Raw genomic sequence first — 12,873 nt, 5'->3', positions numbered from 1 at the left:
GCGCGGAGTTAGGTTTTTTAGGGGTTGTAGTATATACACGAGTACATACACCACGACGTTGTGGGCATGACACCAAAGCGGGTGATTTTGATTTTTTCACTACCGCTTGTCGCTCTTTACGAATAAGTTGGTTGATTGTTGGCACACAATCTCCTTTGTTGAAATGTTCCAGTAGAATATTTAATCTCCTCAAGATGAGGGACTAATAAACGCGCAATAATAGCTAATTTTTGATTAATTTGAGCTTATTTTAAGGAAGTTGTAAGAGAGGAGAATACTTAACCGAAACACTTCGCGCGTAGAAGAAATAATCTCTTTATATTTTAAAGTCCGATCTCTCTCATTGCCGCTTTTTGTAAAAATGCCGAACGGCTCAAATGCAACGGTTCGATATAGCTGTCGATTTTTCTCACCAGATTTTCAGGCATTGAGATATTGATCCGTAAGCTTTTTTCATTTGTATGCGGTTCAGGAATGTAATCTCCCTGCGCAAGTGAAACTTCGATAAAAGCCGAAAAAGTATTTTGAGCTGACTCTATCGCCTCTATCGCACTCTCTCCATCACCCATTACCCCTTTGAAATCTTTGTAATAGGCGAACCACCCATCTCCATCTTCTGGACTCACTTTTTTAATAACAATCTCATAATCAAGATTCATATAATAGGCTAAATTTTTCATTTGGATTCTCCCAAAATTTCTAATACGTGTTTGACATAAATCGCTTTTATAGGCTTATGGTACGGGATGACAATACTTGCCGTATTCTCTTTGCGAAAAACGAAGTGACTGCCGCCACTATTGTGGCACACATACCCAGCATCTTCTAAAAGTTTCCGAATATCCTCAAAAGGAACATTCTTGGGATTATTTTTCATCGCTTGAATCAGTTTGTCTTTTTTGCTCATCCCAGCCTCTCTATACACAATCTTACACAACAAATTATTAAATAGGAATTAGATATATTGAATAATTAGTATAGTGATTTTAAATAGGAGATTAGAATATATGACAGATTGCAAAATTAGAGGGTATTAATTAAAAGATGGATTCCCCTGAAGGGGGAATGACAAGAAATGGAGACCTTAGTCTCCGAAAACCATTTTAAGGTCTTTATAGATACCGGTACCGACTGGGATCGTACGACCGATGATGACGTTCTCTTTAAGATCGGTCAAGTCATCGATTTTCGCTGATACTGCTGCTTCGGTCAAGACTTTTGTGGTGTCTTGGAACGATGCCGCTGAGATGATCGAGTCAGCACTAACCGCAGCACGGGTAATACCGACGAGGTACGGTTCAGCAATCGCAGGCTCTCCGCCGAGACGAAGGATTTTTTCGTTCTCGATTTTAAACTGTGCTTTAGAAACCACATCACCCTCGATGAACTTAGTGTCACCGGAGCGGAGGATTTTGATCTGACGCAACATCTGAGTAAAGATAACTTCGATGTGTTTGTCGGCGATGTTAACCCCTTGACGGCGGTAAACTTGTTGTACTTCACTAACAAGGTAGTTATACAATGCTTTAACACCCAAGATTCTCAAAATCTCGTGTGAGCTGATAACACCGTCAGTCAAACGCTCACCGGCGTGAACGAACTCGCCCGGATGAACCAATGCAACAAGGTTTTTGTCAACAAAATACTCTTTAACCATTCCGTTATCAGAGGTAATCAAGATACGCTCTTTACCACGAAGCGGTTTACCGAAGCTAACTACCCCATCAAGTTCTGCGATAAGAGCGATCTCTTTAGGTTTACGTGCTTCGAAAAGCTCAGAAACCCGTGGAAGACCCCCGGTGATATCGCGTGATTTTTGAAGTGCTTTTGGCGTTCTTGCTAAGATATCAGCCACTTTTACTTCCGAACGATCTTGTGCGAAAATCGCTGTTTTCGGCTCAACCGCATAGCGGATAACCGAACCGTCGTTCGCCGCAAGGACGATTGCCGGTTTGAATTCAGGAGCAACGTATTCGTTGATCATCAAACGAGTTTTACCGGTCAATTCATCGAATTGCTCAGACGCGGTAATACCCGGAATAATGTCTTCGAACGTGATAACACCATCGGTTTCAGAGATGATAGGATTCGAATACGGATCCCACTCTGCGATCACGATTGATTCTTCTTTAACCGGTTTTGCGATCAATGTATCGGCTTTTACCGCTTCATTATCATTCACTTCGATCACTGAACCGCGAGCGATATAGTGACGGATCGCTTCACGATCTTCACTGTCAGCTACAACGGCAAAGAGACCTTTCTCTTCAACACTGTACCCTTTAGCGATCTCGTGGTGACGCTCTAAATAGTCCCCTTTGAGAAGGTAGTATTTAATAACCCCTTTCTCTTTTGCGAGGATTTTTTGAGTGATCGGCGCACCGTCTTTGACTTGGATCTCAGAAGCGTATGGGATACGGTTCGGTACATTCCATCCGTCTTTGATCGTTTCAACGATAGACTCATCCGCTTTTACCACTGTGCCGTTCTCGTATGGAAGGTAGAATTTACCTTCGATTTTACCGCTAACACCTGCAAGCTCATTCGGTTTCGCCACTTCGTTTTTACGGAGGGTATAACGAACAGTTTGGCTATCCGATTTAACGCTAACGATAATTTCATCGTGAATCGTTTGAATCTCAATGGTTCCGTTAAACGGAGCTTTGATTTTCGGTTCAACCAAAAGGATTGCGGCATTACGACGATTCGCAACGATTTGTTTCCCCTCTTTAGAAAGGTACGTTTTCATGTTGTAATAACGGATGAAACCTTCTTTGGTTGCCATAACTTGACGCTCTTCACGAGTACTTGACGCCGTTCCCCCAACGTGGAAGGTACGGAGTGTCAACTGTGTACCCGGTTCACCGATCGACTGAGCCGCGATAATACCGACCGCTTCTCCGCGTTTAACGATTCCACCGCTTCCGAGGTTAAGTCCGTAACAAAGGGCACACACACCGCCCTCAGATTTACAGGTTGTCGGAGTACGAATTTGAACCGAACGGATACCCGCTTCGATCACTTTAGAGGCTTTAATCTCATCGATCAAAGTGCCCTCAGAGTAAAGGATCTCATTCGTGATCGGATCGATTGCATCTTCCGCCAATACACGTCCGTAAATACGGTCTTCGAGTGGTTCGATCAATTCATTACCGACAGAGATATCGGTAAGTTCAATCCCCTCATGGGTACCACAATCGTGCTCAACGATTTTCACGTTTTGCGCTACGTCAACGAGTTTACGAGTCAAATAACCCGCATTCGCTGTTTTAAGAGCGGTATCGGCGAGACCTTTACGAGCACCGTGGGTAGAAATAAAGTACTCTAAAACGTTTAGACCCTCTTTAAAGTTCGAGATAATCGGCGTTTCAATAATCGAACCATCCGGTTTCGCCATCAAACCACGCATACCGGCAAGCTGACGAATTTGAGCAGCAGAACCACGCGCTCCAGAGTCCGCCATCATAAAGATCGAGTTAAACCCGTCTTTATCATTTTGTATTAACTCCATCATTCCACCGGCAACAGTATTGTTGGTGTCGGTCCAAACGTCAATGATTTTATTATAACGTTCTTGCTCCGTCAAAAGACCGGCTTCGAACTGTTTTTGAATCTCTTTAACACGGTTTTTAGAGGCTACGATCAATCCTGCTTTCATTTCAGGGATAATGATATCGGCAATTGAGATCGATACCCCTGATTTAGTCGCATAACGGAAACCGAGATTTTTCAAATCATCCAAGAAACCGGCAGTAACAGCAATCCCACCATGCTTATTGACATAGTCAACAAGAATAGAGATGTTTTTCTTTTTCATCACAACGTTCCAAAGTTCTGCCGGAACGAAAGAAGGAAGAATATCTTGAAGAATCATACGTCCCGCAGTGGTATGGATAACACGACCTTCAACACGAGTACGCACTTTCGCATGTAAATCAAGAGCATTATGCTCTAATGCGATCATAATCTCATCCACGCAACTGAAAAGTTTATTCGATCCTTTTACATCGTTTTTGCCGAGTGTCAAATAATAAAGACCCAAGACCATATCTTGTGAAGGGGTTGCAATCGCTTTACCCGATGCAGGAAGCAAGATGTTCATGGATGAGAGCATCAATACTTTACACTCTGCAATCGCTTCGGCTGAAAGCGGTACGTGAACTGCCATTTGGTCACCGTCGAAGTCCGCATTGAAAGCGGCACAAACGAGAGGATGCAATTGGATCGCTTTACCATCGATCAATTTTGGGTGAAACGCTTGGATTGAGAGTTTATGCAACGTCGGTGCACGGTTAAGCATAACCGGATACCCCTCAACGATTTCTGCAAGACACTCCCAAACTTCATTGGTTTTCTCTTCGATCATTTTTTTCGCCGCTTTTACGGTGGTCGCATACCCTTTATCTTCGAGTTTTGCGATCAAATGAGGTTTGAAAAGCTCCAATGCCATTTGTTTCGGCAATCCGCACTGATCCATTTGAAGGTTCGGTCCGACAACGATAACCGAACGTCCTGAGAAGTCAACACGTTTACCGAGTAGATTCTGACGGAAACGCCCTTGTTTACCTTTGATGATCTCAGAGAGCGATTTCAACGGACGTTTGTTTGCCCCTTTAACGGCATTGGCACGGCGACCGTTGTCGAACAACGCATCAACCGCTTCTTGAAGCATACGTTTTTCGTTACGTACGATAATTTCCGGAGCTTCAAGCTCGATAAGACGTTTAAGACGCTGATTTCGGTTGATAACACGGCGATAGAGGTCATTAACATCCGATACCGCGAATTTTCCGCCGTCCAAACTTACCAACGGGCGAAGCTCAGGAGGCAATACCGGCAATGCGGTAAGCATCATCCATGCTGGGTTGTTTCCTGAATTCAAGAATGACTCGATAACTTTCAAACGTTTAACAATAGTTTTACGTTTTGCTTCCGAATTAGTGCCAGCCACTTCTTCTTTTAACGCAGAGAATAAATCAACTAAATCGAGTTCATCAAGCAATTCACGAACGGCTGATCCACCCATCTCTGCTGAAAAGCCACTTTCACCGTAACGTTGTACCAATGTACGGTATTGCTCTTCGTTCAATACATCGTATTTAAGTACCGCAGAGGTTTGTTCACCGTCATAGTACGCTTCTCCGCCACTTTTAACGATATACGCTTCATAATACAATACGCGCTCAAGGTCTTTCATCTTCACGCCAAGAAGTGTGCCGATACGGCTTGGAAGTGAACTGACATACCAAATATGCGCTACTGGGGTGACAAGATCGATGTGTCCCATACGGGTACGGCGAACTTTTGCGGAAGTGACTTCAACCCCACATTTTTCACACACAACACCTTTGTAACGCATTTTTTTGTATTTTCCGCACAAACATTCATAATCACGAACCGGTCCGAAAATTTTGGCACAAAACAATCCGTCACGTTCCGGTTTAAGGGTACGGTAATTGATGGTTTCTGGTTTTTTTACTTCACCGTGGCTCCATGAGAGGATTCTCTCTGGACTTGCCAAGCGAAATTGGATTTGTTTAATATCGACTGGGCGATTCTCTTCCGTTACGGCAACCGGTACTAATTTACTCATTGTCATCCACCTCGTCAAAAATCTCAATATCAAGCGCCAACGATTGGAGCTCTTTAGTCAATACGAAAAGAGTTTCTGGGATACCGGATGCCGGTACACTTTCACCTTTTGTAATGGCTTTGTACGCACGTACACGTCCGTCAACGTCATCCGATTTGATCGTCAACATCTCTTTGAGGACGGCAGAAGCACCGTATGCTTCAAGCGCCCATACTTCCATCTCCCCGAAACGTTGTCCACCGAAGAGTGCTTTACCACCGACCGGTTGTTGAGTAACGAGAGAGTATGGTCCGGTTGAACGAGCATGTACTTTTTCATCAACCAAGTGATGAAGTTTAAGCATATACATGTAACCGACGTTAACACGCTCTTTCATTTGATCGCCTGTTTTACCGTCGAACAATACCATTTTTCCATCATCGTCGAGTTTTGCCAATGCGAAAAGTTTTGCAAACTCCGCTTCAGTAACCCCTTCGAAAATAGGAGTAGCGAATTTAACCCCTTTTGACCAATCCTGTGCATACCCAAGAAGGGTTTGATCATCCATCTCACCAAGAACTTTAGCAGCGTTCATCAGACCCGCTACATCAGCGAAAGAGATCATTTTTGCACGAAGCTCACCGATGAACTCTTTTTGTTTCGCTTCGAAAATATCTTGGATTTGGAACCCAAGTTCTTTCCCGACCATACCGAGATGCATCTCAAGGATTTGCCCGATATTCATACGTGATGGAACCCCAAGCGGATTCAAACAAACGTCTACTGAACGACCGTTTGCCATGTACGGCATATCAACTTGTGGAACGATCGTCGAAACGATACCTTTATTCCCGTGACGTCCCGCCATTTTATCCCCGACTTTGAGTTTACGTTTAGTCGCAATATAAACTTTTACGAACTTAACTACACCGTTAGGGAGGATGTCATCTTTTTCCAAGATAGAGAGTTTCTCTTCGTGTTCATCACGGAATTTTTTCTTCTCTTTTTGGAAATGGTTTTTTGTTTGGTTGTATTTCTCTTGAATATCGTCGCTGAATGCTTTCACCACGTTATTCATCGCAAAACGGTTAACCTCTTTAAGATCCTCCGCTTTTACGTTTTCACCCGATTTGTACTCATTACCATTTATACTTACATCACTAAGCAACGGATGTTTTGTGAGCAATGAAACAATACGAAGCATCTCTTCCTTATCGATCATTAACAAACGATCGTAATGTTCGCGCTCTAGTTCGTCACGTTCAGCTTTTTCAAGCTCAAGAGTGCGAGGGTCTTTGTCATACCCTTTTTTAGTGAATACCTTAACGTCGACAACAACCCCTTCCATACTTGGTGTACAGTAGAGAGATTTGTTCACTACGTGACCCGCTTTTTCACCGAAGATAGCGCGAAGTAAACGCTCTTCAGGAGTCGGTTTTACTTCACCTTTCGGAGAAACTTTACCAACGAGGATCATCCCACCTTTAACATACGTACCGATTTTAACAATACCACTCTCATCGAGGTGAGAGAGCTCGTCATCACGTACATTCGGAATATCACGAGTAATCTCTTCGACACCATGCTTGAGTTCACGTGCTTCCGCCTCTTTTTCATAGATATGAACTGAGGTAAACGCATCTTCGCGGATCATACGTTCAGACATAACGATCGCATCCTCGAAGTTGTATCCATTCCACGGCATAAACGCAACGAGTGCATTGATACCAAGTGCCAACTCACCTTGATCCATATTTGGACCATCAGCTATAATTTGACTTTTCGCTACCATTTGCCCTTGTTTTACAATCGGGCGCTGCATAAATGTTGTATTTTGGTTGGTACGGAGATTTTTTTGTAATGGATAGTAATCGATAAAAGTTCCGTCGTCATCTTCACCCATTACATAGATATGTTTCGCATCAACCTTTTCAACTATACCGCTGCGCTCTGCTTTAACACACTCCCATGAATCCCGAGCAACGAGTTTTTCAACACCTGTTCCAACCATTGGTGCTTCAGGTCGCAATAATGGTACAGCTTGACGCTGCATGTTCGATCCCATCAATGCGCGGTTCGCATCATCATGTTCTAAGAATGGAATCAAACTCGCTGCAACCCCGACAACCATATGCGGTGTCAAATCACGAAGTTCACACTCTTTGGGTGATTTCAAAATAATATCACCATCTCGGCGAATTTCAACTAAATCATCTAAAAAGTTTCCATTCTCATCAACACGACTTGATGCCGTTGCAATAATTTTTCCCTCTTCTTGAGTAGCCGTTAAATAAACCACATCAGACGTCACAACGCCATCTTTAATAACGTTGTAAGGTGCTTCAATAAATCCGTGTTCATTAACTTTTGAGTAGGTTGCCAACGTATTGATCAGACCGATGTTTTGTCCCTCAGGAGTCTCAATCGGACAGATACGACCATAATGAGTCGGATGAACGTCACGCACTTCAAATCCGGCACGCTCTTTAACAAGACCACCTTCCCCAAGTGCTGATAGACGACGCTTATGGGTCACTTCCGATAATGGATTCGTTTGATCCATAAATTGAGATAATTGTCCACCACCAAAAAACTCCATAATGGTAGATGTAATCATTTTAGAGTTGATCAAATCATGCGGCATCAACTCAGTCGTCGGTCCGCTCATCGTTGAGAGTTTATCTTTGATCGCTTTTTGCATTTTGATCAAACCGTTGTGTAACTCATTTCCGAGCAACTCACCGATAGAACGGATACGTCGATTACCGAGGTGGTCACGATCATCGATATGCCCTTGACCATTTTTAACTTTAACAACATATTTAACGGTGTTGATAATATCCTCGTTGGTCAAAACGGTCACATACTCAGGAACATTGAGCCCGAGTTTGTGGTTCATTTTCATACGCCCTACACGCGTTAAATCATAACGTTCAGGATCAAAGAAAAGTTGATTAACAAAAACCTTAGCCGCTTCTTTAGTTACCGGTTCACCAGGACGCATTACTTTATAAATACGGATCGCCGCAAGATCGTTTTCATCTTCAATCGTTTCCGTTTGCTTAAGTAATTTCAATGAATCTGCATCAGCAATAAATGCATTAATAATCGCACTGTCATGACCTTCTGCAAGGTCATTCGCGATAATAAACTCTTTAACACCTGCATCAATCATTTTTTTGAGCTTGCTTTCATCCAATTGCGTCATGGTGTCAAACATTACTTCACCCGTTACCGTATCGATAATCGGCTCAGCCAAATGCCTTTCAATCAATGTCTCAATTGGGTATTGAATAGCACTAACACCATCCGAAATCAATTTTTCCGCTTTTTTAGCGGATAGGCGCTTACCTGCAGCGACAAGCAATTTCCCATCACTATCGACAAGATCATATCCAAGACGTCCTGCAAATTGTTCAGGATCAAAATTCATTAAATATTTGTTATTCTCAACACGAATTTTTTGCAAAGGATAGAACATTTTTAAAATGTCTTGCTTACTGTATCCAAGTGCACGGAACATAATGGTTACAGGAACCTTACGTCGCTTATTGATACGCATGTAAAGGATATCTTTCGGATCGTACTCAAAATAGAGCCATGAACCGCGGTCAGGAATAATTTGACCGGTAAAGATCATTTTACTTCCGGCAGTGGTCGATTCTTCTTCTTTGAAAATAACCCCAGGGCTACGGTGAAGTTGATTAACAACAACACGTTCAACACCGTTGATAACGAACGATGTACGATCTGTCATCAATGGAATATCACGGATAAAAATTGTTTGTTCTTTGATATCTTTAACACCGGTTTTTTCTTTGGTATTTTCATCACGGTCCCAAATCATGAGACGTGTTTTCATACGAAGTGATACCGAATAGGTAAGTCCTCGTTCCATACATTCACGTACAGTATACTTAGGACGCCCTACTTCAGAACCTAAATATTCTAGAGAGAGACGATTTTGTGAATCATGAATCGGGAAGACTGACTGGAATACGCGCTCAATTCCGCTTTTAGAACGATCTTTTTGATCCAACATCAAAAAAGATTCATACGAATTTTGTTGAAGTTGTAAAAGGTTCGGTACTTCAATTTGCTGGGGAGTTTTCGCGAAATCAACGCGCAAGCGGTTTCCGGAGTGAAGAGTGTTTAACATAGGCTACCTCAATCGAAGTTTTTGATCCCTTAGGGATATAATAAGTGCAAAGTCTATAACTCAAGCGTCCTTGAGCCTATAACGACGTATGGGCACTTTACGAAGAAGCTAAAATCCGCTTCATAAAGTGCCCTGTGGGAGGTGGAGGCATAAGCCCCCTATCAAAAAATTATTTGATTTCGACAGCGGCACCAGCTTCTTCAAGCTCTTTTTTCGCTGCTTCAGCATCTTGTTTAGAGATACCTTCTTTAATGGTTGTAGGTGCACCTTCAACAGCATCTTTAGCCTCTTTAAGACCAAGACCTGTCATTGCACGTACTACTTTAATAACGTTGATTTTTTTCTCACCACCGTCTTTCAAGATAACGTCGAACTCAGTTTTTTCTTCAACTTCAACTGCAGCAACTGCAGCACCAGCAACAGCAACCGGTTGAGCCGATACACCGAATTTTTCTTCGAATTCTTTTACAAGCTCAGAAAGCTCAAGAACTGACAAATTTGAGATAAACTCAAGAACATCTTCTTTTGTTACAGCCATAGTATTCTCCTATTATTATTTTAAACGCCATCGGAACTCGTCCCAATGGCTACGTTAACACTGGGTTTTCTTCAGCAGAAAGCTCAATGCACTAGTGCATTTTTATAAATACACTATTATGCTGCAAAATTAAAATTAAGCAGCTTCTTCTTCTTTTTTGCGTTTAAGCGCATCGAGTCCGATAGTGAAGTTGCGAACTGGTCCCATCCATACAGATGCCAACATTCCAAGCAATTCTTCGCGTCCCGGAAGGGTGGCAAATGCACGAACTTTAGTTTCATCAGCGGCTTGACCGTCGATGTACGCTGTTCGGATAACAAATTTATCATTTGCTTTTGCAAAATCAACTGCTGTTTTAGAAGCAGCGATAGCATCAGCGCCCCAAACGAAAATGTTAGTATCTTTAATTTCGATACCAGACATCTCTGCATTGTTTAACGCAATTGTTGCAAGTGTATTTTTAACCACTTGAACCTTAGCCTCTTTTTCTCGTGCAATTTTACGAAGTGCTTCGAGTTCAGACACAGCTAAACCACGATAGTCACACATAATGACTGCAGCGGATGATTTAAACTCATTCGTTAGAGTACTAACAATCTCAGATTTTTGTGCTTTATTCATAGTTTCTCCTTTCCAGACATAACAACTTCAAGCGGGGTAGAATCATTCCAATTAAGGCGTAAGCCCCCTACTGTCTTCAGTCCATAAGATAAATTGTGACAGAAAGCTGCCGATCCGAATTTAACGGATATCTAATAGTTCTTGGGTTTCAAATTTGATTGCAGGGCTCATAGTGAGAGACAATGCTGCATTTTTGATGTAACGACCTTTTGCCGTTGATGGTTTTGCACGGTTGATAGCACCAACAAATGCTTTAATATTTTCAGCGATTTTATCGGTATCGAAACTCACTTTACCGATACCGGCATGGATGTTCCCTTTTTTGTCAACACGGAAATTTACTTGTCCGCCTTTAACGTTGCTAACCGCTTTTGCGATATCTGCTGTTACGGTTCCTGTTTTAGGATTTGGCATCATCCCTTTTGGTCCGAGGATACGTCCTACTTGACCAACAAGCCCCATACAATCCGGTGCAGCAACAACGATATCGAAGTTGATGTTACCTGCTTTGATTTGCTCAACCAAATCTTCAGCACCAACAATGTCAGCACCTGCATTTTTAGCTTCGTCTACTTTAGCCCCTTTTGCAAAAACTGCAACGCGAACCACTTTTCCTGTACCGTGTGGAAGCACAACAGCACCACGGATCATTTGATCAGCGTGACGAGGGTCAACACCAAGGTTAAGTGCAATCTCAACAGTTTCGTCAAATTTAGCCGATTTAAGCTCTTTTACAAATGCCGCAGCATCTGCAACAGAATAGCTTTTAGCCATATCTATTTTTTCACTAAGTTGTTTATAGCGTTTTCCAGCCATTTGAATTCTCCAATAATTAGAATCTGCCGCAAGGTTTAGCCTCTTTGCGGTCGAAGAGTAGTGTAGAATTAATCTACGATATCAACACCCATTGAACGTGCAGAACCAGTGATTGTCGCTGCAGCTGCATCGATATCATCCGTGTTCATGTCTTGAATTTTTTGCTTAACGATTTCCATCAATTGAGCTTTAGTGATTTTACCCACTTTGTTTTTCATTGGATTATCAGTCCCTTTTTTAAGACCAGCTGCTTTCATGATGAGAGCAGACGCCGGAGGCTGTTTCGTGATGAATGAAAACGTTTTATCTGCATATACCGTAATAACAACAGGGAGTTTGAAACCTGCCTTATCTTTTGTACGCTCGTTGAACGCCTTACAAAATTCCATGATGTTAACACCACGTTGACCGAGTGCTGGTCCAACCGGAGGGGCTGGATTAGCAGCGCCGGCTTGTACTTGCAATTTGATGTAGCCCGTAATTTTCTTTGCCATTTGTGCTTCCTTTGTTTGAGATTAAATAATTTTTTCGACTTGAGTGTACGAAATATCAACCGGAGTACTACGTCCGAAGATAGAAACATTGAGTTTTAATGTTCCATGTTCGAGGTCATATTCATCTACTGTTCCGGTAAAGTTTGCGAATGGACCATCCACGATACGTACCATCTCGCCGTTATCGAAAAATACTTTTGGTTTTGGAGCTGAACGATTGGTAATACGATCTAAAATCACAGCTATATCATTCTCACTAAGAGGAGTCGGCTTATTAGACTCACCAATAAATCCTGCTACACGCGGGAGTGATTGAATACGGTGTTGAAGATCGATACTAAGATCCATATTAGCAAATACATACCCTGAGTAGAGTGAACGCTCAGTGATTTTCTTTTTGCCGTTTTTTACTTCGATAACATCTTCCGTCGGAACGATTACTTCGGTAATAACATCTTGAAGATTGTTTTCTGCAATAATATTTTCAATAGCGGCTTTAACACTGCGCTCACTACCGGCATAGGTTTGAATCGAATACCAACGATGTGCCATGTTTTTTCCTTAACTTAAAATTGCCGAAACGGTCGAAGACATAATAAAATCTACCAATGCTAAAAACAATACCACAAAGGTAACCACAGCAATCACTGCAATAAAAGCTTGCTTAACTTGT

Annotated in this window: 9 protein-coding genes and 1 pseudogene; all 10 read right to left on the bottom strand. The window is 42.3% G+C overall.

Annotated features, from left to right (window positions below):
* Window positions 1-145 (bottom strand): annotated as a pseudogene (gene rpsL / locus WA010_RS01065) (30S ribosomal protein S12); the annotation flags it as partial.
* Window positions 146-323: 178 nt separating this feature from the next.
* A complete protein-coding gene (locus tag WA010_RS01060; protein ID WP_422555324.1) occupies window positions 324-680 on the bottom strand; it encodes a type II toxin-antitoxin system HicB family antitoxin in 357 nt (118 codons plus the stop codon).
* Window positions 677-907, bottom strand: a complete 231-nt coding sequence (locus WA010_RS01055; RefSeq protein ID WP_422555323.1) for a type II toxin-antitoxin system HicA family toxin — start codon at window positions 905-907, stop codon at window positions 677-679. Before WA010_RS01055 ends, WA010_RS01060 begins: the two co-directional genes overlap by 4 nt.
* Window positions 908-1,084: 177 nt before the next feature.
* The gene (rpoC, locus tag WA010_RS01050; protein WP_422555322.1) at window positions 1,085-5,593 is read right to left on the bottom strand and encodes a DNA-directed RNA polymerase subunit beta'; all 4,509 of its coding nucleotides are present in this window, start codon (window positions 5,591-5,593) and stop codon (window positions 1,085-1,087) included.
* Window positions 5,586-9,731 (bottom strand): DNA-directed RNA polymerase subunit beta, encoded by a 4,146-nt coding sequence (gene rpoB / locus WA010_RS01045; protein WP_422555321.1) that lies wholly within the window; start codon window positions 9,729-9,731, stop codon window positions 5,586-5,588. Before rpoB ends, rpoC begins: the two co-directional genes overlap by 8 nt.
* A gap of 169 nt (window positions 9,732-9,900) precedes the next feature.
* Window positions 9,901-10,269, bottom strand: a complete 369-nt coding sequence (rplL, locus tag WA010_RS01040) for a 50S ribosomal protein L7/L12 (RefSeq protein ID WP_422555320.1) — start codon at window positions 10,267-10,269, stop codon at window positions 9,901-9,903.
* A gap of 135 nt (window positions 10,270-10,404) precedes the next feature.
* On the bottom strand, window positions 10,405-10,890 hold the full coding sequence (gene rplJ, locus WA010_RS01035) for a 50S ribosomal protein L10 (RefSeq protein ID WP_422555319.1): 486 nt from the start codon (window positions 10,888-10,890) through the stop codon (window positions 10,405-10,407).
* Window positions 10,891-11,010: 120 nt separating this feature from the next.
* Window positions 11,011-11,706: a 50S ribosomal protein L1 gene (gene rplA / locus WA010_RS01030; protein ID WP_299996937.1), complete on the bottom strand. Its 696-nt coding sequence runs from the start codon at window positions 11,704-11,706 to the stop codon at window positions 11,011-11,013.
* A gap of 68 nt (window positions 11,707-11,774) precedes the next feature.
* Window positions 11,775-12,200, bottom strand: coding sequence for a 50S ribosomal protein L11 (rplK, locus tag WA010_RS01025; protein WP_373022292.1), 426 nt, complete (start codon window positions 12,198-12,200; stop codon window positions 11,775-11,777).
* A gap of 21 nt (window positions 12,201-12,221) precedes the next feature.
* The gene (gene nusG / locus WA010_RS01020; RefSeq protein WP_422555318.1) at window positions 12,222-12,752 is read right to left on the bottom strand and encodes a transcription termination/antitermination protein NusG; all 531 of its coding nucleotides are present in this window, start codon (window positions 12,750-12,752) and stop codon (window positions 12,222-12,224) included.
* Between the last annotated feature and the right edge of the window lie 121 nt (window positions 12,753-12,873).

The sequence above is a fragment of the Sulfuricurvum sp. genome, from assembly GCF_049305995.1.
Taxonomy (GTDB): domain Bacteria; phylum Campylobacterota; class Campylobacteria; order Campylobacterales; family Sulfurimonadaceae; genus Sulfuricurvum.
This window is presented reverse-complemented; position numbering and strand designations above follow the sequence as displayed.